The sequence below is a fragment of the Sphingobacterium sp. UBA7249 genome (assembly GCF_002472835.1).
Classification (GTDB): domain Bacteria; phylum Bacteroidota; class Bacteroidia; order Sphingobacteriales; family Sphingobacteriaceae; genus Sphingobacterium; species Sphingobacterium prati.
Map to the genome: position 1 here is coordinate 96,866 of NZ_DKST01000024.1, position 19,902 is coordinate 116,767.

Consider the following 19,902-nt stretch of genomic DNA (forward strand, 5'->3'; position numbering starts at 1 on the left):
TTCGCGATGGCGGTGTATTAGGCCCCCTATTGGTTTATGAGCTTTTAGATAAGCGGAACATTTTTTTGATAGATTACTAAATTTTGGCTTGCTTTTCATGGAAGAGACGATCGGACAGTTAAATACATCTTATAAAGGGCAGATATTTCGCATTACATTTAAAGAAAAGGATTTTCAGGTTCAACTGTTAAAAAAAAGCCCTACCAAAGACGAGACAGCGCTGGAAGTGTTGTTAGATGGTGGGCTACAGACATTGGTAAAGAAAAAAGAGAGCTGGTCTTTTCTCCAAAATGATTTGGATCAGGATCTAGCAAATCACATCTGGCGGGCCATCTCTCTCCGATATAGACTTTGATATGAATCAAAGTGAGGTTGCTTAATTTACTCCAGCGGCAATGAGTTCAGTTGTAAGACCTAAAAATCGCAATAAGTCATTGCTGTCAAAAATTAGTGTAGCATAATGCTTTCCTTTTTTAAAGGTGAGTCTCGTACCATCCGGAAATGTGCTTCCCGCCTCCATTTTTTGTTTCTTAGCAGCATATTTACTAAATTTGGCTGTACTCTCTTCCAGGGTAGTTTTGTTGATCCCAAGATCGAAAGGAAGTCCCGTTACGATGAGCGGTTTATCGTCCGGAATGTCAAAAAATATTTCATTAATAGCATTATTTTTTCCAAGACTAGCATACAGTTCTAGTCCGGATTTTGTTAGCCATTTGGCGTATTTTTCTTCATTTGCATCTTCGTAGTAAATGGTCTTCGTGTTTAATGCGGTTTCAATCTTCTGTGCTGTTTGCGGAAAAATAAATTCTGAATTCTTATTTAATAGCGAATTTAAACCTGCATTGTTTTGCGAAAATGCGCTGAAGGTCAATAGCAAAAAGAACATATTCAATGTTAGTGTTTTTACTGTCATAACGATACTTTTAAATTTTTGAAAATATGATAATTAAAGATATTAAAAAATCAGTCAAATGAGTAAAAGAAAAGAATGGCAAAATAGGCTGATATTGCTCTCGATTCCGGTTATTAACAATAACTAAGCTTAAGCGCCCGATGTATTTTTGACGTACTACTATAGCTATAGGGATGAGCTGCAAGCTATTTCTTTTGTTTTTAGCGCCTTGAGATATATTTTGACATCCACTTCAAGTTTTGCGGGATATTCATAGCTTAACTTAGTTGCGAGCTCCCTGCCGATCGCTGCGACGAAGTCGGTCATTGCAAATAATGCCGTCCAGTTTTCGTTGATATCGCTGCCTGAAAAGGTTTGGGTTACTTTGTCCCAGGTTTGCTCGGTCAGGTACTTTTTAAATAGGCGTCCATGTTTATTGGTTGTGATGTTCCAATCATGCTGGCTAGCGATATACCACTCAATCAGCGGTACCATATAATCGGTACGTATATTGTTTTCGGACATAAATTTTGCATAAAAAATATCCTTTCTGACAAGACATTTGGCGACATAAGTACAGTCCCACCAAAAATCATTGAGTAGCTGTTTGAATTTTTGCTCGGTAGGTTTTTTTATGATTGACACCCGATAGGAGGGTTTTTGGATCGCTTCTGTTATGCCCTCTTTGTCAAGGAGTACTTGATAACCAATATCCCAGTCTTCACATAACGGGCTTTGGTGTACCTCTTCCAAAAAATTAGGCTTACTATATAACTTAAAATCAACTTTTGTGTGATCTGCGTATAAAACCATCTTCATGGCATGTTTGCTATCAAAGTAGCTTTCATCCTCTTCAATCATTGCGATAGGGATGCCAAAGTTATTTAGCCAATTCTTATTGGCGACATACGTGGTATTGTCATCGAATACAAGTTCGATGTCTAGATCACTTAATTCATCGACTGGGGCCAGAGGATTTACCAATGAGCTTGTCAGGAGGACTGCCCGGATATCCGTATTGTTTTGTGCCCAATCAATAATCTGCTGTAATTTTTCTGCTCGAGTTTGCATATTTTTAGTTTATTTATGGGGAATAATCCCGTTTATTCCTAAAGAAGGACGACTTACGGCCGTTGGCTTCACAAAGGTGTTGGAACGGCGAACATTAAAAATACACGAAAATTTTTGTTTACCGGACAAAAGTTACAGCAATCAGTTGTCAGCGGGGGAAGCTCTTTTAGGTTCTGCATGAAGTAAATTGGCGATCTGTTTAGTATAATTTTAGAATCGTAAGTATGCGGTTTTTTAGATGTCTTGGAAAATACGCTAACTAGCATGTTTTTTATGTGTGTTTTATTGCAGATTAAAATATTTAATTATCTTATTTTTAGAAGGTTAGATATTTATGGCTAGCGTTGCGAACAACTCCATCTATTTAGAACCCGAAGAGCCCACTGAAAATAACAAGACTATAGACTCCTATCACTAAGAAGAGATTGATGCATAATGCTGCATATTTCTTTTTAGCAAGTAACCGCATTGATTCTATCGCAGTATAAATAATAAGTGGTATTCCAAAACCGAGTAGCTCAAAATAGAGCAAATAACCCGCACCCAGACGATCATTTTCTTTATGTATAAACCATTGTGAAATAACAATGATCAGGGCAATAAATAGGAGGACACTCAATCTGACCAAGAGATGTTTTCTTAACGTTCTATCCTTCAAAATCGGTCTTTTGACAAGAAAGATCGTCCCTACGAAATACAATATTAGGAATATAATCCCCAGAAACTGTCGGAAGGTGTAAGATACATCAAACCAGCCATTCGTATAAAGTAATCCGATAATTAGCGTTGATGAAAGAAAATAGCCTATAGTTTTATAATTCATGTCGTGAAATAGCTGTTCTTTATGGTTCATTATAAAGCCTTTTTTGTAGAAAAGACATTGTTTATGCCAGTAATTTAAGGATAAATCACCATTATGGCAAAATAGGCCTTGAACTTTATTGTGTAAAATCATTATGGAAATCGTAATTCTATTCGGGGATCCTGCTGTGTATGGATGTCATTTGTTCAATTTAATCATATTATTGCTTTATTTTGCAATTATTGCAATATTATGCAATAATATGCTTTGTTTGTGATTTATTATTGATAGTTGTGTACACTAAGCCTAGACATGTCTATCGCTATACTATTTTAGTTTAACTCACTTTATATGGAAATTAAATCATTGCCCATTCGTCCGGATACAGCGAGAAATGCTGTGAGGTTTATCTTTTTTGTGTGCGGGCTGGGGCTTGCCAGTTGGGCGCCTGTCGTTCCTTATGTTAAACAGAGGCTCGGTATAGATGATGGTGTGTTGGGACTTTTGATGCTTCTTATCGGTGGTGGAGCTCTTTTTATCATGCCATTTTCGACTGTTCTTCTAAATAAGTTTGGAACAAGAAAAATTATCTTTATTTCGGGCATCACACTTGGACTGATCTTGCCGATGTTGTTAATTGCTAATTCCATAATGACCATGGGGATTACGCTATTCTGTTTTGGTATGTGCATGGGGGGAATAGAAGTTTCGGCAAACGCACATTCGATCCTGATCCAGAAACTTTTTGACCGGCCAATCTTATCCGGTCTGCACGGTATCTTTAGTGTTGGGGGATTAACTGGATCACTTGGTTTAGGGCTTTTGATAAAACTGGGATTTCAGGCAACTTATGCCATGTTGTTGATCTCCTTGTTGATTGTTATCATTATGTTTGTCATGTACCGTAGATTGTACGCGCATGATGATGAAACGCGCATTAATAGCCATCACGACGATAAGGAAATGGCAGTGGGCCAGTCCAAATGGGCAGGTTGGTTCAATTTGCATGTTTTGTTTTTGGGTATGCTCTGTTTCTGTGCTTATCTCTCCGAAGGTTCGATGCTGGATTGGAGTGCCGTATTTTTGCATGAGGAAAAAAAAGCACCACTTGAAATTGCGGGTATAGGATATGCGGCATTTTCTATCGCCATGGCTACAATGCGACTTTTTGGTGATGTACTTGTTGTTCGGTTAGATCATCGTGTTGTGGTTGTCGGCGGAGGTCTGTTAGCCGTATTTGGTCTGTTGATAGCTGTTTTATCTTCTTCTTATTGGGGGGCATTGGCAGGGTTTATTCTTCTGGGCGTCGGGGCTGCGAATATCGTTCCGATTTTATTTAGTCATGTCGGAAATTTAAAAGGAGTAGGGGCTTCGGCAAGTATTCCGGTTATGTCTACCTTAGGGCATTCGGGACAATTGTTGGGACCAGCTTTACTGGGGGGAGTCGCACAATTTTATGGAATTTCAACCTCCCTTATGGTGGTTGCTTTTCTCATGCTTTCGCTTTCAGTTTCTTATTGGATCTATTGGAAATTTCAGATGGGAGAATAAATTCCAGTAGGCTATAGCTGGCAAATTACTTTTGTGATTGGCCTGCTGTAGCTTAGCCGTTGGACGTTTTATTTTACAGGTCAGCGGTAAAAAAACGATGTGCGTCCGTCCAGTTCTTCAATCTTTCAAACCGGTGCTCATTGACATTGTGAAATGTATCAAATAAAAGCCCTTTTCCGGAAAAGCTGTCTAGATTTCTTAGATGATCGTCAATGAGAAAATCGGTGTCTATAATCCCTTTACTTCCGCAGAATACAATGTTTTTCCAGGAAATAAACGGAAAATTTTCCTGTAACCATTCCCGTTTCTCTAAAAGACTATTTGGGAATTCCATCGCGGCGGATACGACAAAAATGTCATAATAGTGCTGTAATTCCTTCACCACCTCTTGTGCATCTTGTGCAACAGGGATGCTGCGGAAAAAACCCGGCTTATGCAAATATCTTAAGACTGCCGTTTTATCAGGTAAACAATCTGCTTCCTTTAACCCTACGATATCATTCTCATTTATCCGTATACCAGTTTCTTCAAAATAATGTGAAAGATAATGCCGTTGGATGTCTGCGAGTACACCGTCCATATCGATGGAAATTGTCTTTTTTATCATAAGTTTTATCTTTATTATGGCACAAATGTAATTATATAATTGCAAAATATTGCAATTATAGCAATTTTTTGCAATTCATTTTATTCTGTTAAATCTATATATTTGTTCCTATGCTAAAGTACGATCGTCTACAAACCATTTTAGATATCACCAATAGGGAGGGGTCGGTTACATTTCAGGCCTTGAGCAAAAAGCTTTCGGTATCCGAAGATACCATACGGAGAGATATTAAGGAATTGAATGATCGGGATCTTCTTCGCGGGGTAAGGGGAGGAGCGCACAGCATTGTGCAAAAAAAATACCATTACCGTGATCGCGAGAAGGCAGGACTGGAACAGAAAAGGATCATTGCGCAAAAAGCACTATCATTAATTAAAAATGATCAGGTACTTTTTTTCGATGGAGGTACATCCATTTTAGAGTTAACTAAAATTTTACCGAAGGATCTTAGGGTTACGATCATTACGAATAGCTTTCCTGTCGCGAGTGTGATTGAGGATCATCCTTTGATAGAGATTATATTTTTGGGAGGCAGACTATACAAGTCGGCCTTTACAACATTTGGCAATACGACGTTGGAAAGTATCGCTAATTTTAGGGCTGATCTATATTTCTTGGGTGTTTGTTCGATTACTCCCGAAAATTTATCATGCATTTATCAGGAGGATGCCGAAACAAAGCGGGCAATGATGAAACAGAGTGTCCAGATCGTTGGATTGTGTACATCGGATAAATTTGATACGGAGTCAAATTTTATCATCGATGAGACCAAAAAACTTGATATCATCGTCACGGAGAACGATTCAACGAGCCCCCAGATGAATAAATATATTGCACAGGGGATTGAATTGATTTAGGCAATCAATGATAGCTGGTTAAAAGAGGTTGCAACAACCTCTTTTGTTCTGAAAATTATTTTGTGGCTTTGATCTGAATATCCAATGTAAATTCGTCCTCAATAGCCCGATTTCCGAGGTCAGAGAAAAAGCTTGCTGAACGATATTGGATATCAAAATCCAGTCGATTTACCTTCACACCCAATGCTTCAGCCGAAAGCCCATCGGTGGTGCTGGTTACTTTTGCTGGAAAAGATATGGCTTTCGTTTTGTTTTTGATTGTAAGATTACCTGTGATTATTGGAGTAGCCTTGCTGTTATCCACTTTGGCGATAACGAATTTTGCCGTTGGATATTTAGACACATCAAAGAAATCTTCGTTTTTAAGATGACCAGTTAGTTTTGGCGCATCAGTACAAGCCATAGAATTCATATCAATGGTAAATCCACCTCCGGTAATTTTACCTTTATCAGTTTGGATCGTTCCCTCTTTCAAGGCTATGGTACCGACATGACCACCGACGACTTTCTTTGCCTCCCATTTGATCGTTGACGTTTGTGTATTGACTTTGTACGTAATTTTTTGCGCAAAGGCAAAGGTGGAGCTACAGATAATAGCCATGAATAATAAGGTTCTTTTCATAGAAATGATTTGTTTAAAATCAAATATACAAGAAACCAGACATATTCATGTAAATAACATCTGTCCTAGTGAACTATTGTCTTTCTAGTGATCCAATATATTGATATCTATTAATGAAAATACCTGTAAGGGTTGCCTTTGAATCAATAAAAGCGAGTTTTTGCGCATTTACCTTGTCTGACAGTAAGCGTTTGCCATGCCCCAGCAGAACCGGGTAAGTAATGAGGACGACCTCGTCGACGAGACCTCGTTCAAGTAAAAGGGAGGTCAGTGTGGAACTTCCCACAACGATCAGATTGGGACCGTCTGTTAATTTAAGTGTATGAACAGCAGTTTCAATGTGGGTGCCTAAATTTTTTACAGGCCCCCAGATTAAACTGTCGGGACGGTGAGTTGCGACGTGTTTCGTAGCAGCATTTATTGCATTGGCCATTGGAAAATTGCCTGCATTGGGCCAGAAGCTGCTAAAGATATCATAGGTCTGACGGCCCAAAAGAAGGTCAAAGTCAGGTCCATAAGTCTGAAAGAGCATTTCCGCTCCCGCGGGACTTCTATAGGCTGTTGTCCATGCACCGTAAATGTAATCTCCATCATGTTCGATGACGCCATCAAGCGAGATGTGTTCGAAAATTCTGATCTTTCTCATTGTCTCAAGTGTTTGATTATTAATCCAAATTTAGTGAAGTTTAAAAATGCGAATGCGGTGCAATCGCGACAATATAAGGGGTGGAATGTGTAACTTTAATACATAAGATACCTCTACATGTGGATTTGAAGTCTCCATGTGCTACGGTAAATTCGGCGAAGCAATCAAAAATAGTGCATATATGGAATTTTCACCTTTCAACAATGTTGTTAAACTTTGTCTTCAGGGAATGAACATGGAAGAAACTAAACAGCCTGAAGAAGCCCTTAAATTATTCCTGCAGGCCTGGAATGAAGCTACGAACCATCACGAACACTTTCTTGCGGCTTATTATGTGGCCCGGCATCAAAAAATTGCTTCAGACAGATTAACATGGCTCGAAAAGGCCTTGATACATGCGTTAAAACTAAATGACGATACAGTTAAGAGTGCGCTACCAAACCTGTATCTGAAGCTTGCCAAATGCTACGAAGATCTGGGAGATAGCGAAAAGTCAGTTGGATATGCTGAGTTGGCTGCAACCCTGAACGAAAAACCATCGGATACCGGGCCTTTTTACCATGGCACCAAAGCTGACCTAAAAGTAGGCGATCTATTGACTGCTGGCGGGAATTCGAATTATCAGCCTGAACTGACCATGAATCATATTTATTTTACTGGTTTAGTTAACGGTGCCGGACTCGCTGCTGCTTTGGCAAAAGGAGAAGGCCGCGAACGTGTCTATATTATTGAACCGATGGGCATCTTTGAAAATGATCCGAATCTAACAGATAAAAAATTCCCGGGTAATCCGACGCGCTCATACCGATCCACAGCTGCTTTGAAAATTGTTGGTGAAGTAAAAGACTGGGACAGACCGAGCCCGGAAGATCTTCAAAGATTTCGTGAGCGGCTGATCACAGGGAACGGTGAAATAATTAACTAAATCTGTAGTATTTAATGGGCGACCGATCTAACTTAAATAAATTTTTGTGGACGAGCAAACAGCGAATGGACGGAGAAAAGCTTACCTGAACCCATAAAGAAAGCTCATGAAAGTCATTAGGATTAGAAGGTTGATTTTGAAACGGATTAAAATTTGAAAGGAATCAAATTGACTATTCAATACTGCTGACCCGAGAACATTTTTTTTGTTTTCATTGTTTGTTCAATGTCAATAATGTTTGAAAGATTCTTTATTTGGGATGGTCTCACATTAACTTCGCACATCGTAGTGAAAGGATCTTATCTATTGGAATAGGTGATTTAGATCCGATTGGTGTTTTATAAAAGTACAAAAGAATGATTAAATCAAAAGGTTACGCGGCGAAAGACAATAATTCTCCGCTTGAATATTGGGAATTTGAAAGAAGAGAACTTGGTTCAAATGATGTGTTAATCGATATCTTGTATAGCGGTATCTGTCATTCTGATATTCATCAGGTCCACGACGAATGGGGTGGGACGCAATATCCGATTGTTCCGGGGCATGAGATCGTTGGCCGCATCAGTGCGGTAGGCAGCGCGGTGACCAAGTTTAAAAAAGGTGATCTCGCTGGTGTAGGTTGTATGGTGGCATCCTGTGGTGAATGCGACAATTGTAAATCGGATCAGCAACAGTTTTGTTCGGAGAAGAAAACGGTGTGGACGTACAACAGTACGGATGTGATGCACGATCACTCCTGTACATATGGGGGCTACAGCAACAATATTGTCGCCGATGCGAATTTTGTTTTGCATGTGCCTGAGTCGCTTGATATCAAGAAGGTGGCCCCTTTACTTTGTGCGGGGATTACCACATACTCACCATTGAAAAGATGGAATATCAGCAAGGGACATAAAGTTGGTGTTTTGGGCTTAGGCGGTTTAGGTCACATGGCTGTGAAAATCGCTGTTGCCATGGGAGCAGAGGTGACGATGATTAGCCATTCGCCCCGAAAAAAAGCAGATGCGGCGCTCTTAGGTGCCCATAAATTTTTAAATACGCATGAATCTTCGGAGCTGAAGGAGTTTTCTACTTATTTTGACTTTATAATTGATACGGTTTCTGCACCGCATGATTACAATCTCTATCTAGGACTGTTAAAGACCAAAGGTGTATATATCTGTGTCGGTATCCCAGCAGCACCAATGGAAATCAATGGACGCTCTATTATGGGGGGAAATAAAATTTTAACTGCATCCAGTATTGGTGGAATACAGGAAACACAAGACATGCTTGATTTTTGTGCAAAACATAATATTCTTCCGGAAACAGAATTGATTGACATCGATTATGTAAATGAGGCTTACCAACGCGTATTGGACAGCGATGTAAAATACCGGTTTGTTATCGATATGGCATCACTGGATAAATAATGATTGCGACCTTAATATCGATCGAAAGTTATCTTTTCGATTGATCTGCATTTAATTTTGATGTGTCATGCTATAATTCATGAATTATAGCATGACACCTTGTTCATGATACCTTATTTTTTAAGTGGAATATTGTAATCTCAGGCATTATTCCCACTCTGCTTGGATAATCTAGGTAACCAAAACCAACATTCACATAAAGTGATTGATGTTTCTCCTGATACAGTCCGGCCCATTCAGGATATGCATATTTAATTGGACTCCATTGATAATCGGGATTGCTATATCCAAATTGTCCACCATGTGTGTGTCCGCTGAAGGTAACATCGATCATTGGATATTTTGGTAATATTTCAGTTCTCCAATGAGAAGGATCATGGGAAAGCAATAAGTTGATAGGTGAAGAGGGGGCTACTTTAGACATCGCTAGATCAAGATCTCCATAGTTGTGCACGTTGTTTATACCCCAATTTTCCACACCTATGATTGTGATTTTTTCGTTATTTAAGCTAATCTCTTTTGATTCGTTTAAAAGAAGATGCCAACCAAGCTTACGATGGATATCTTTCACATCGGCCAAGTTTTGCTCTTTCGTCAATTTAGACTCACGATTAAAATGGAATCTATTAAAATGATAGTCTCCATAGTCATGGTTTCCCAAAATAGAAAACACGCCCAATGGAGCCTTTAATTTATCAAATATGGATAGATAGTCATCCATCTCCTCAGCGAAGTCATTTACCAAATCACCGGTAAAAAAGATCATATCAGGTTTTTGAGAAAGTAAAAGGTCAACACCTTTTTTTACCGTATTAGAATCATAGAGACTACCAGCATGTATGTCCGAGATTTGAGCGATGGTAATGCCTTCGAAAGATTTTGGAAGGTTTGATAAAATTAAATCAATATGTTTGATCTGGTAGTCATAAAGATTGAACATAAATCCGCGAGTCAATGCGACTAAGGGAATACTGCTCAGCAGAATTCCACTTTTGAGAATAAAATCGGATCTCCCTATAGGCTTATTGTTGGGATGTGGGTCCGCTACCGTCCTTTTTTTTGTTAAGCGTTTGCTAATATTTTTAAAGGTAAGGGATAGTACATCGGCTCCGATAAAGAAAAGCAGGAGTATTTTTCCCAATAATAAGGAAATAGGGAAGAACATGGATAAAGCGGTAAAAAAATTGCTCCATTCAAAAAATAAATTCAAAAATATACTTGCATATTCGGCGATATTCAGTGTCCACCAGATGATGGTACCAAATAATAAATGTGATCTCCTTACAGTCAGCCGGCGTAGCCTTAAGTATATTAAAATATCTAGGAGAAGAAATATAGCGATAATTTTTAGGTAAGCGTATAACTGTGGAATCATATAAAAATTTGCCTTATAATAGGGAATAAACCGAAAACAGATTGATATACCTAAAGTACTATTTTTATGTTAAATCTTCGTGTCATTTGTTTTGAGCGATAACAAAATATTCGAACAGAATGTTAAAACTTAGGTTATAATTTGAGGTACTCTGGATTAGATCTTGTCATAGGGCAAGCACTTCGACTAATTATTTTACTATTTTGTCTTTAATCAAAAACAAAAAAATGAGTACAAAATTTGAAGCAGGGATTAATATCGCTATAAAGATTCCTAAAAGTAAATACGAAAAGACAGTAGCGTTTTATAGAGATATCCTGAAATTGCAAGTCGAGGAGAAGCCTATCGATAATCCAACTGTCTCTAGCACCCATGAGGTGAAATTTGGAAATAATATTATCTGGCTAGATTGTGTTGACAATTATACCCATTCCGAAACTTGGTTGCAGCTTACTGTTCCTAATATAGCTGAAGCGACCGATTATCTATTGTCTAATGGGGTGGAAACTTGTGACGAAATCGAGGAATTACCCGAAAATATGCATTGGATTACGGATCCTGCAGGTACAGTATTCAATTTACAAGAAACTCCATAATAACTTAGTTGAACGTTATTTTATTTTTCGATTGTATGTATTTTGTTGATTTTCAGTGGTATTTGCGTGTCCCAGAAGCTGAAAGTGAGATAAAATAACGATGGGCACAATGATAGTCGGAAGTAAGACATATGGAAATTGCAAAACAGCGATATTAGGTTGATCAAAAGCCATTGCCTGTAAAGGTAATGGCGACGATAATATGCCAATAACGACGACCTCCAATAACGAACAGATTCCCAGAATATTCCAGGCTTTGAAAAGCACAGATTTCAGTGTTTTTGGATTTAAACTACTGGATACTAAAAATAAAATGGCAGTGATACCGAAAAAAAGATCGTAATTCCATCCAAGAAAAGTCATTTCGATGGGAAGCATATTATGTTTAAAAAGTTGGAAAATAATGAACTCAATAGGGATTCTAATGATATGAATACCTAATAGGTAGTAAACGTTTGAATTGGCATTTTTTGATAACCTGTAGTAGCTTATACTGAGTAAGAGAATACTTACCAAAATAAGTATAAAAGAGGGCGGAAATGCTAGGAAAATGTTTAGCGATGAAACTGCGGAGAGTGCCAATGTCCATACTATAATGGGAATGATTACCATTTTATTAGGGGAGGCCAGCCCAAATAAAATGATACATGACAACGTGAACACTGAAAAAAAGATGTGCATAGAAAAGTGGATTTGTGGTATAAAACTAAATGAAATTCTTGTTGAATTACTTGCCTTAAGGCAAGTAATTTTATGTTAAAAAATTATACAACAACTTGAAGGCGCCATATAGTAGGATTGTTTCTTGGGTGAGAATGAAGTCGACATATGTCTATTTATCAATTGTTTCTTGTAAATGGTTTAATGTCAATTATTATTTGTATCTTTAAGAAGAAGGTTTACTATTTACATAACCCATTCGGTAAACCCAATATGATAAAAACTTCTTGTTTTATCTTTAAATTTCCTCAATTACACAATTTCGAAATTTTTTGTTTAGAACCAACCGCAATAAAGTTTAACACCCACAACTTTAATATATTAATGGTTATTGGGTATCCCTCACAATATAAAGTTTATAGATTATGAGTAAAGATCAAAAAAAGGAAAAAAGTACAAAGGAGAAAACGCAGTCATCTTATCAGAAAGAGAAGGACTCAGTCTCCAAAGATTTAACAGATAATATCTTCCGAAAGAAAAAGAAATAAACAATTTTTAGAAGGTTGTTTAGCTTAAAATAATGGTAGATTATTAATTTGGAGCGAGTATAAAGGATGGAGTATTAGACCATGCTTTTGCTCGCTTTTTTAATATTATATATTTCGTTCGTTATACTTACATCATTAACAGGTTGAAACCTAGCGGTTAATCAGCGAAGAGTGTAAAGGACTCATAGGCCATCAAAACTTATAAGTAAACGCATTAATATTCATCCCAGCACCTACTGAGGCAAACAAGATTATATCGCCTTTTTCAAGTGAATGATCTTCAATCTTTCCTTGTATGATTAAATCATACAGGGTTGGAATTGTTGCCACACTACTATTCCCAAATTTATGGATTGACATGGGCATGATGCCTTTAGGTGCTTGCATATGATATAAACCATAAAATCGTGAAATTATAGCCTCATCCATTTTCTCATTAGCCTGATGAATTAATATTTTTTTGATTGAAGTAACATCTAACTTCGCTTTCTCCACGCAAACTTGCATTGCTAATGGTACTTTATTTAATGCGAATTCATATATTTTTCGTCCCTTCATCTTAATGTAACGCGTGCCTTCTTGGTGCTGGCTGTTAAAGGAACTTCCGAAATAAAGATAATCAGCCTCATCATATGCATAAGTTGCACTTTCAAAAGAGAGCAATCCTGCTTCGCCAGCAGTTCCCTCTACAATAACTGCACCAGCGCCGTCAGCATATATCATAGAATCACGATCGTATGGATCCACGACACGCGAGAGTGTCTCGGTGCCGATGACCATACAGCGTTTTGCCATACCCGATTTAATAAATGCATTTGCTTGTATCATCCCCTCGTTCCAGCCTGGGCAGCCGAATAGAAGGTCATAAGCGATACAACTCGGATTTCTTATTCCTAATTTTTTCTTCACACGTGTTGCTAAACTTGGTACGGTATCCGATTGAGTTTTTCCGTACTGCACATCGCCATAATTATGTGCAACTATGATGTAGTCAAGCGTTTCCTTATCCACTTCCGCATTTGATATTGCTCGCTCCGCTGCGATAAAAGCTAAATCAGACGCCACTTGATTCTTACCTGCGTAGCGGCGTTCCGCAATTCCAGTAATATCTTTAAACTTACCTATAATGGATTCTGGATATTTAATCGGTTCACCAGTTTCATCCAAAAAAATACGATCTTCAAAATGCGAGTTGTTTATTACATTGTCCGGAAGATAGCTGCCTGACCCAATAATTTTCATATTCATAAATGTCCTTCCGTTCTCAATTATCGTGTTACCATTTATATAATTCATCGTGGAAAACGTAGCGGTTGCTTTTCTATGCCCAGTGATATATAGGTTTCGATGCACACGTTTTTTACTGAGCCTTCCTTTATTTAATTTACTAAAAAAAATTATAATATCCAATACAAGCTAAATAAAAAGGAAAATTGTTCTCGCTTTTAAACTATAAGTTTTTTTAAACTATCTGCTTAAAAATAGATATCAAATTTATAATGAGCGAACAAATACACACTGTAAATGTTTATACTTAGAAAAAATGCTTACTCCATTTAAATTAAGAATGACGGAATTAACAGTGATGGTTTCCATGTCCACCCTAAATACTAGCTGAAGCATTGTTAGGGTGATGCAATGAATGAGCTGTGTTGCTTAAAAATCGATGAATGATTATTGTACCGCTTAAAAAATATTGCGATGAAAAGACAAATTGTAGTTTGTGATAATGATGTAGAGATCTTAAATGCATTTTCTATGATCATAGAAGATGGTGATACAATAGTGACAACGGCCGCGAATGCAGAGGCACTGTCTGCGGTATTGGATCGTATAAAAGTTGATATACTTTTTATTGATATCCATATGCCAAATCGAAATGGTGATCAAATACTTCGAGAACTCCGAGCTTCAGATAAATATAGCAAACTGCCGGTTATCATGATTTCTGGCAGCTCCGATGGACGAAGTATATCATTAGAATGTGGAGCAGATGGCTTTTTGGCTAAACCTTTGGATATCATTGAGGTGGAAAATTATATTCGAAGATTTGTTTATGAACGATGATAGGGTAAAGTGAATTTTTTAACAAATTTGGTATTGCTAAACATTATTTAATAGTTGAACCTAGAGATGAGCCCGATTTTAAAAATACTATTAATTTATATTTTTTTTACTCGTATGGATCGTGTTAAGATGTGTTCTGAATGAAGTGGATGCCTTTCAAAGGGGCTTTCTATTTGCTATCCTCATAGACTACACTCTTGATTGTAGCAGTGTCGAAATAATTGTAAAATAAGTTAGATATAAGCTTTTTTTGAATGCGCAAAATGGCTACGCTATCCCAGTTTGATATTTGTGACAACGAAAAAAGAAGAATACGGTAAGCAATAGTTTGTTGGACTTGGAAATGTCAATGTAGTGAGCAGACAGGTGAATCGTACATCAATTTGCAGTTTCGTAGCAGGTTATTGAAGGGCATTTACTTACAAGTTGCGAATAGCTTAGTGATAAGATGTTCTATATTTAGTAGGTGTTTTTCCAGTCCATTTTTTAAAGGCGCGAACGAAAGCACTCGGTTCCGCATAGCCCAAAATGGTTGATATTTCTTTTACAGAGGAAGTGCTGTTCCGCATATAATGTATGGCTAGTGATTTGCGAACCTCTTCAACAATTTGTAAATATGACGCACCTTCATCTTTGAGCTTACGTTGTAAAGTCCTTACACTTACATTGAAGTTTCCTGCTACAGCCTCTATTGAGAGAGAGTAGAGGTAGGAGTTGGTAATAAGATAGTTAAATATTCTTTTGGAAAGAGATCCGGACAACTCCTTTGGATTTTGTAATTGGTTTATTTGGTTGATTAGCAAAGTCTGTATCTCGTAATTGGCGGTAATAATTTGAAAATCCAAGTATTCCTTTGGAAATTCAACGATATAATGAGCTGATTTTCTGGCCGGACATTGTAAGATTGTTTCATAAGCCAAATGGTGTTCTCTCTCGAAATTAGGTAGGCCTACCATGGAAGGTTTCAGATTTTTAAGAAGTAGCCCTTTTAATTCATAGATTGTGAGCGCGATTAAGAAGTCTCCGAATTGGATTTGGGTAGTAGGTAAATGATCAAAACCTTCATTTTTATGGTATGTGATGACACATGTTTTCGGACTTAAGTCTATTTCCATTGAATAAAGATCCGTGACGAAATGCATGAGCGATCGTACTTGAAGCAGTGCATCTCTGACGGTGCTGCTTGTCTGAATGATCTGCCCTACAGTGTTTAGGGCAGCTAACTGCATGGTTGCTCCAAAATGTAGGCCTATCAGTTTATCTTTGGAAAGCTCAACAATATTCTTCCATAGGTTTTCGATCTGCTGATCAGTAATCGCAAATTTGCGACTATTCATTAACTGAGCAATTGAAAAGCCCGATAATGCGACAATTTTAGTACTATCCAAACCTCGATCCTCACAAAAAGCAATTAAGGCTTGTAACATGATCTGTTTGTAATTCATGTTGTAAATGTACTGATATGTTTTACAATTTGTATCAGGTTGTCGTATAATGTCAATACCTTGTCGTCTATAGGTAACTCAACGCTATGAATACAGCAGTACTTTTGAAATAATAAAAAAGAGAAATTATGACACTAAAAAATGTACTGCTGACTAATGCGATCAGCTCAGGAATGACAGGAGTTTTATTGGCCACTCTGCCATCTGTATTTACAAAGTTATTTGAAATAGGGGATAATACCCCGTTTATCCTGACGGGTATTTTCCTCATCGTGTTTTCACTATTTGTTTTAGCCACGGCTATGAAGGGAAATATCCCGATAGGCTGGACCAAGTTTATCATCACATTGGATATCATTTGGGTAATTGCTAGTGCTATTGCTATTATCATCTTGTTTTCTATCATCAGTACAATAGGATCTTTCATGATCCTGGCCGTTGCCGGATGGGTTGGGATGATGGCTTATTTACAAAGTAAAAACTTAAACAGGATTTGAGATGGAAGATATAAACATATTTATCGCTGATTTCTTAGGGTATTTGCAGCGAAGAGAGTTAAACAATCTAGTAGATCTTTTTGCAGACGAATTCGATCTTGAAATTCCTGGAAATACAGCCAAGATAAAATGGTTGGGAAGGAGAGGTTCAAAACCGGAGGTGAGACAACTTTTCAAATTGCTGTGGTCAGCTGTAGAACCCGTGACTGCCGAAATACAAACGATACTGACCAATGGAGATCAGGTTATTATAAAAGGAAATTTCACTTCCAAGATGCTAGAAACTGGAAAGTTGGTCGACTCCATTTTTTTTATTCACATGAGGATACACAACCACAAAATCGTTGAATACACCTTGTTAGAAGATAGTTATGCTGTTTCAGAAGCTCTGCAATAAAATTGAGATCAACTTGGTTTCTAATTATTTTTATAACCGTATTAATTATGATTTTGGAACAATAATACTAAAACAAAGTTAGCGTCCATGAATTATTTATCGATGTATTGGTAATATCCTGATACTGTATTTAGGACAATATCGTTGCTTTTAGAGTAACGGAACAAATATTTTCAAAGTTTAGCTGAGATTTGACAAAATATTCTCAGCTAAATTAGCGATTTCTTGTGTACAAATTCTATTCGTTTACTTAACTTAGATACACATGAACTTATTAAAATTATTCGATATCAAGAAGACAGCAATAGCAGTCTTCTTATTGGTTATCACGGAATTCACATATGCGCAGAATAAAGATAGAAGACCCAATATTGTTTTTATTATGGCAGATGATCTTGGTTATGGAGATCTTGGTGTCTATGGTCAACAAAAAATTGAGACTAAACATATAGATTCATTGGCGCGTAGGGGGATGAAGTTCAATAACTTTTATGCAGGTACCTCTGTCTGTGCTCCTTCACGATCTGCCCTAATGACGGGACAGCATACTGGCCATACTTACGTTAGGGGGAATAAGGAAATCGAACCCGAGGGGCAGCAACCGCTGGCAGATTCGGTACAGACCATTGCGATGCTATTGCAAAAAGCGGGTTATGTGACGGGGGCTTTCGGAAAATGGGGCTTAGGAATGGTGAATACCACTGGGGCTCCGGATCAGAAAGGATTTGATGAGTTTTATGGTTACAATTGCCAACGTCAATCCCACCGTTACTATCCTACCCACCTTTGGCATAATAAAGAACGTATTGAGCTTAAAGGTAATGGGTTGTTGGCAAAAGGCCAATATGCGCCAGCTTTGATCCAAGAGAGAACCCTCGCCTTTATTGATGCGAATAAAGACAAACCTTTCTTTCTCTTTGTACCTACCGTGCTGCCCCATGCCGAACTTTCTGGCCCAGAAGATGGGTATTATCAGCAATATGCCAATTCATTTGATGAAAAACCACACAAAGGAAATGATTACGGGCCACAGGCAACTGTTCCAGGTTATGCTAGTGTAGAGAAACCGCATGCAATGTATGCAGGTATGGTAAGTCGAATGGATGCTTATGTTGGTCAAATTGTAGAAAAACTACGTCAAAACCACTTGCTTGACAATACGGTCATCATATTTACAAGTGACAACGGCTCGCATAAAGAAGGAGGAGCAGATCCTAATTTTTTCAATAGTTCTGGAGGTTTGCGTGGAAATAAGCGCGATTTGTATGAAGGAGGTATCAGGACGCCGTTCATCGCCTATTGGCCGGGAAAAATAGCGGAGGGGAAGACATCAAACTATCTGGGGGCGTTTTGGGATATTATGCCAACGATGGTCGAACTCGCTGAGGCAGATAAACCCAAATATACAGATGGGATTTCTTTTGTCCCTACTTTATTGGGGCGCAATAAACAACAAAAACAACATGATTATCTCTATTGGGAATTCCATGAAGATGGAGGACGTCAGGCCTTACGAAAAGGCGACTGGAAACTCATTTTGCAGAAAGTAACTACTGGTACTCCGGCTAAGGAACTGTACAATCTCAAACAAGATCCAAAAGAACAGAACAATGTAGCGAACAGCAATCCGAAAAAAGTACAGCAATTGCAACGCTTGATTGAGAAAGCGCATGTAGAGAGTGCTATCTTTCCGTTGACGACTAATACTAAATAAAAAATAAGTCATTTACAAAAAGATTTGGCAAACGGAATAAATCTGGCCGCCTGGAACATCCAAGGGGCCAGATTTATATCTATCACATTATTTTTTCGATAGGATGCTTATTATTCTCGTATCGTCCGTATCCTGATGGCGTTAATTTTTCTGTATATCAATTAATATTTTGACTTCGGTGGGATCATTAACCAAAGCTTCAAATCCTTCTGAAACGATATTGTCTAAGATTATTTTGCGTGTCACAAGTTTTTCTACTGGCATACGTCCACTATCGATAAGGGCGATAACCTGGGGAAAGATATTACGATAAGCAATAATACCTTTAATTGTGATTTCCCGCAGCACCTGATCCAGTGCATCAGTGGCAACAGGTTTGCCAAAAAGTGCAACTAAAACAGCCGTTCCGCCATTTTTTAAACTATCAATTCCTGTTGTATAAGACGCTTGTACGCCCGCGCAATCAAGAAACACATCTACTCCGAGCCCCGTAATGGACTTAACTTTTTGTGGTATACCTTCTTCTTTTGCATTGATGATATGGGTAGCACCAATGGCTTTAGCTTTCGTTAAACGTTTGTCTGCGATATCAGTCACAATAACTGTTGTTGCACCTGCGGCAAGCGCAGCCTGAACACATAGTAAACCTATTGGACCAGCTCCAGAGACTAATACAGTTTCTCCGATTTTAAGCCCGCTTTGGAGCACTGCATAAACTGCTACAGCAGCAGGTTCCACTAATGCCCCCTTTTCGAACGACATGCTATCTGGTATTTTGTGCACCATATAATCTTCGACGACAACATACGGAGCAAATCCACCATTACTGGATAGACCTACAAATCCCAATGGTTCAGATAAATTATATGCGCCATTTGCGATAAAAGGACTATCGAAATTCTTAAAAATCGGTTCTACGACCACACGGTCGCCTACTTTTAAATGATGGACACCTTCACCTATCGCATCTATAACTCCTGAAAACTCATGGCCTAATGTGGTGGTTCCTTGATGCCCATTTAGTGGATAAGGTTGATCTACTGGAATTAATTGGGGACCGTGTACATATTCATGTAGATCAGATCCACAGATTCCTGCGAAATGAACAGCTATTTTAACTTGACCAGTCTTCGGTTCAGGGATTTCCGTTGATTCTACTCTGATATCTTTTGCTGCATACCATCGTGCGGCTTTCATTGTATTCATGTTATCTCCGTT

The 19,902-nt window shown here is 38.1% G+C and carries 22 protein-coding genes; 11 read left to right on the forward strand and 11 right to left on the reverse strand.

Annotated features, from left to right (window positions below; all coding sequences use genetic code 11):
* Window positions 1-97 precede the first annotated feature (97 nt).
* Entirely contained in the window at window positions 98-355 is a 258-nt protein-coding gene (locus B4A24_RS16155; RefSeq protein WP_293946120.1) for a hypothetical protein, read from the forward strand.
* Between the two features lie 21 nt (window positions 356-376).
* On the opposite strand, the gene B4A24_RS16160 is transcribed toward B4A24_RS16155, so the two are convergent.
* From B4A24_RS16160 to B4A24_RS16170, 3 genes are all read right to left on the reverse strand, one after another.
* Complete coding sequence (locus B4A24_RS16160; protein WP_293946121.1) at window positions 377-913, reverse strand: hypothetical protein; 537 nt, start codon at window positions 911-913, stop codon at window positions 377-379.
* A 165-nt stretch (window positions 914-1,078) separates the two neighbouring features.
* Window positions 1,079-1,963 (reverse strand): AadS family aminoglycoside 6-adenylyltransferase, encoded by an 885-nt coding sequence (locus B4A24_RS16165; protein WP_293946122.1) that lies wholly within the window; start codon window positions 1,961-1,963, stop codon window positions 1,079-1,081.
* A 364-nt stretch (window positions 1,964-2,327) separates the two neighbouring features.
* On the reverse strand, window positions 2,328-2,816 hold the full coding sequence (locus B4A24_RS16170; RefSeq protein ID WP_293946123.1) for a hypothetical protein: 489 nt from the start codon (window positions 2,814-2,816) through the stop codon (window positions 2,328-2,330).
* A 300-nt stretch (window positions 2,817-3,116) separates the two neighbouring features.
* Here B4A24_RS16170 and B4A24_RS16175 point away from each other — a divergent pair, with 300 nt between their 5' ends.
* Window positions 3,117-4,316 (forward strand): MFS transporter, encoded by a 1,200-nt coding sequence (locus tag B4A24_RS16175; RefSeq protein ID WP_293946124.1) that lies wholly within the window; start codon window positions 3,117-3,119, stop codon window positions 4,314-4,316.
* Window positions 4,317-4,389: 73 nt separating this feature from the next.
* On the opposite strand, the gene B4A24_RS16180 is transcribed toward B4A24_RS16175, so the two are convergent.
* Entirely contained in the window at window positions 4,390-4,923 is a 534-nt protein-coding gene (locus B4A24_RS16180) for a 5' nucleotidase, NT5C type (RefSeq protein ID WP_293946125.1), read from the reverse strand.
* 110 nt (window positions 4,924-5,033) lie between these two features.
* On the opposite strand from B4A24_RS16180, the gene B4A24_RS16185 reads away from it, so the two are divergent.
* On the forward strand, window positions 5,034-5,780 hold the full coding sequence (locus B4A24_RS16185; protein ID WP_293946126.1) for a DeoR/GlpR family DNA-binding transcription regulator: 747 nt from the start codon (window positions 5,034-5,036) through the stop codon (window positions 5,778-5,780).
* Between the two features lie 55 nt (window positions 5,781-5,835).
* Here B4A24_RS16185 and B4A24_RS16190 read toward each other — a convergent pair whose 3' ends face one another.
* Both B4A24_RS16190 and B4A24_RS16195 read right to left on the reverse strand, forming a co-directional pair.
* Window positions 5,836-6,402, reverse strand: a complete 567-nt coding sequence (locus B4A24_RS16190; RefSeq protein WP_293946127.1) for a YceI family protein — start codon at window positions 6,400-6,402, stop codon at window positions 5,836-5,838.
* 73 nt (window positions 6,403-6,475) lie between these two features.
* A complete protein-coding gene (locus tag B4A24_RS16195; RefSeq protein ID WP_293946128.1) occupies window positions 6,476-7,048 on the reverse strand; it encodes a dihydrofolate reductase family protein in 573 nt (190 codons plus the stop codon).
* 511 nt (window positions 7,049-7,559) lie between these two features.
* Between B4A24_RS16195 and arr the strand changes: the two genes are divergently transcribed.
* Window positions 7,560-7,973 (forward strand): NAD(+)--rifampin ADP-ribosyltransferase, encoded by a 414-nt coding sequence (arr, locus tag B4A24_RS23910; RefSeq protein ID WP_409456467.1) that lies wholly within the window; start codon window positions 7,560-7,562, stop codon window positions 7,971-7,973.
* Window positions 7,974-8,329: 356 nt separating this feature from the next.
* The gene (locus tag B4A24_RS16205; protein ID WP_293946130.1) at window positions 8,330-9,385 is read left to right on the forward strand and encodes an NAD(P)-dependent alcohol dehydrogenase; all 1,056 of its coding nucleotides are present in this window, start codon (window positions 8,330-8,332) and stop codon (window positions 9,383-9,385) included.
* A gap of 103 nt (window positions 9,386-9,488) precedes the next feature.
* Here the strand turns inward: B4A24_RS16205 and B4A24_RS16210 are convergent, their stop codons facing one another.
* Window positions 9,489-10,760, reverse strand: coding sequence for a metallophosphoesterase (locus B4A24_RS16210; protein ID WP_293946131.1), 1,272 nt, complete (start codon window positions 10,758-10,760; stop codon window positions 9,489-9,491).
* A gap of 227 nt (window positions 10,761-10,987) precedes the next feature.
* Between B4A24_RS16210 and B4A24_RS16215 the strand changes: the two genes are divergently transcribed.
* Complete coding sequence (locus B4A24_RS16215) at window positions 10,988-11,356, forward strand: hypothetical protein (RefSeq protein WP_172395313.1); 369 nt, start codon at window positions 10,988-10,990, stop codon at window positions 11,354-11,356.
* 15 nt (window positions 11,357-11,371) lie between these two features.
* On the opposite strand, the gene B4A24_RS16220 is transcribed toward B4A24_RS16215, so the two are convergent.
* A complete protein-coding gene (locus B4A24_RS16220; protein WP_293946132.1) occupies window positions 11,372-11,734 on the reverse strand; it encodes a hypothetical protein in 363 nt (120 codons plus the stop codon).
* Between the two features lie 707 nt (window positions 11,735-12,441).
* On the opposite strand from B4A24_RS16220, the gene B4A24_RS16225 reads away from it, so the two are divergent.
* The gene (locus tag B4A24_RS16225; RefSeq protein WP_281358831.1) at window positions 12,442-12,564 is read left to right on the forward strand and encodes a hypothetical protein; all 123 of its coding nucleotides are present in this window, start codon (window positions 12,442-12,444) and stop codon (window positions 12,562-12,564) included.
* 192 nt (window positions 12,565-12,756) lie between these two features.
* Here B4A24_RS16225 and B4A24_RS16230 read toward each other — a convergent pair whose 3' ends face one another.
* Window positions 12,757-13,812 (reverse strand): 3-oxoacyl-ACP synthase III family protein, encoded by a 1,056-nt coding sequence (locus B4A24_RS16230; RefSeq protein WP_293946133.1) that lies wholly within the window; start codon window positions 13,810-13,812, stop codon window positions 12,757-12,759.
* Window positions 13,813-14,265: 453 nt separating this feature from the next.
* Between B4A24_RS16230 and B4A24_RS16235 the strand changes: the two genes are divergently transcribed.
* Window positions 14,266-14,631 carry a response regulator gene (locus B4A24_RS16235; RefSeq protein WP_293946134.1) on the forward strand — a complete coding sequence of 122 codons (366 nt, stop codon included), beginning with the start codon at window positions 14,266-14,268 and terminating at the stop codon, window positions 14,629-14,631.
* Between the two features lie 437 nt (window positions 14,632-15,068).
* Here the strand turns inward: B4A24_RS16235 and B4A24_RS16240 are convergent, their stop codons facing one another.
* Window positions 15,069-16,076, reverse strand: coding sequence for an AraC family transcriptional regulator (locus tag B4A24_RS16240; protein WP_293946135.1), 1,008 nt, complete (start codon window positions 16,074-16,076; stop codon window positions 15,069-15,071).
* A gap of 128 nt (window positions 16,077-16,204) precedes the next feature.
* Here B4A24_RS16240 and B4A24_RS16245 point away from each other — a divergent pair, with 128 nt between their 5' ends.
* From B4A24_RS16245 to B4A24_RS16255, 3 genes are all read left to right on the forward strand, one after another.
* A complete protein-coding gene (locus B4A24_RS16245; protein WP_293946136.1) occupies window positions 16,205-16,573 on the forward strand; it encodes a hypothetical protein in 369 nt (122 codons plus the stop codon).
* Between the two features lies 1 nt (window position 16,574).
* Window positions 16,575-16,970 carry a nuclear transport factor 2 family protein gene (locus B4A24_RS16250; protein ID WP_293946137.1) on the forward strand — a complete coding sequence of 132 codons (396 nt, stop codon included), beginning with the start codon at window positions 16,575-16,577 and terminating at the stop codon, window positions 16,968-16,970.
* Window positions 16,971-17,235: 265 nt separating this feature from the next.
* Window positions 17,236-18,684, forward strand: a complete 1,449-nt coding sequence (locus tag B4A24_RS16255; protein WP_293946138.1) for an arylsulfatase — start codon at window positions 17,236-17,238, stop codon at window positions 18,682-18,684.
* 141 nt (window positions 18,685-18,825) lie between these two features.
* Here the strand turns inward: B4A24_RS16255 and B4A24_RS16260 are convergent, their stop codons facing one another.
* Window positions 18,826-19,890 carry a 2,3-butanediol dehydrogenase gene (locus tag B4A24_RS16260; protein ID WP_293946139.1) on the reverse strand — a complete coding sequence of 355 codons (1,065 nt, stop codon included), beginning with the start codon at window positions 19,888-19,890 and terminating at the stop codon, window positions 18,826-18,828.
* Window positions 19,891-19,902: the final 12 nt, after the last annotated feature.

Coding starts and splice junctions, on each gene's coding strand:
- B4A24_RS16155 (WP_293946120.1), top strand. CDS start 98: ATGGAAGAGACGATCGGACAGTTAAATACATCTTATAAAGGGCAGATA.
- B4A24_RS16160 (WP_293946121.1), bottom strand. CDS start 913: ATGACAGTAAAAACACTAACATTGAATATGTTCTTTTTGCTATTGACC.
- B4A24_RS16165 (WP_293946122.1), bottom strand. CDS start 1,963: ATGCAAACTCGAGCAGAAAAATTACAGCAGATTATTGATTGGGCACAA.
- B4A24_RS16170 (WP_293946123.1), bottom strand. CDS start 2,816: ATGAACCATAAAGAACAGCTATTTCACGACATGAATTATAAAACTATA.
- B4A24_RS16175 (WP_293946124.1), top strand. CDS start 3,117: ATGGAAATTAAATCATTGCCCATTCGTCCGGATACAGCGAGAAATGCT.
- B4A24_RS16180 (WP_293946125.1), bottom strand. CDS start 4,923: ATGATAAAAAAGACAATTTCCATCGATATGGACGGTGTACTCGCAGAC.
- B4A24_RS16185 (WP_293946126.1), top strand. CDS start 5,034: ATGCTAAAGTACGATCGTCTACAAACCATTTTAGATATCACCAATAGG.
- B4A24_RS16190 (WP_293946127.1), bottom strand. CDS start 6,402: ATGAAAAGAACCTTATTATTCATGGCTATTATCTGTAGCTCCACCTTT.
- B4A24_RS16195 (WP_293946128.1), bottom strand. CDS start 7,048: ATGAGAAAGATCAGAATTTTCGAACACATCTCGCTTGATGGCGTCATC.
- B4A24_RS16205 (WP_293946130.1), top strand. CDS start 8,330: ATGATTAAATCAAAAGGTTACGCGGCGAAAGACAATAATTCTCCGCTT.
- B4A24_RS16210 (WP_293946131.1), bottom strand. CDS start 10,760: ATGATTCCACAGTTATACGCTTACCTAAAAATTATCGCTATATTTCTT.
- B4A24_RS16215 (WP_172395313.1), top strand. CDS start 10,988: ATGAGTACAAAATTTGAAGCAGGGATTAATATCGCTATAAAGATTCCT.
- B4A24_RS16220 (WP_293946132.1), bottom strand. CDS start 11,734: ATGCTTCCCATCGAAATGACTTTTCTTGGATGGAATTACGATCTTTTT.
- B4A24_RS16225 (WP_281358831.1), top strand. CDS start 12,442: ATGAGTAAAGATCAAAAAAAGGAAAAAAGTACAAAGGAGAAAACGCAG.
- B4A24_RS16230 (WP_293946133.1), bottom strand. CDS start 13,812: ATGAATATGAAAATTATTGGGTCAGGCAGCTATCTTCCGGACAATGTA.
- B4A24_RS16235 (WP_293946134.1), top strand. CDS start 14,266: ATGAAAAGACAAATTGTAGTTTGTGATAATGATGTAGAGATCTTAAAT.
- B4A24_RS16240 (WP_293946135.1), bottom strand. CDS start 16,076: ATGAATTACAAACAGATCATGTTACAAGCCTTAATTGCTTTTTGTGAG.
- B4A24_RS16245 (WP_293946136.1), top strand. CDS start 16,205: ATGACACTAAAAAATGTACTGCTGACTAATGCGATCAGCTCAGGAATG.
- B4A24_RS16250 (WP_293946137.1), top strand. CDS start 16,575: ATGGAAGATATAAACATATTTATCGCTGATTTCTTAGGGTATTTGCAG.
- B4A24_RS16255 (WP_293946138.1), top strand. CDS start 17,236: ATGAACTTATTAAAATTATTCGATATCAAGAAGACAGCAATAGCAGTC.
- B4A24_RS16260 (WP_293946139.1), bottom strand. CDS start 19,890: ATGAATACAATGAAAGCCGCACGATGGTATGCAGCAAAAGATATCAGA.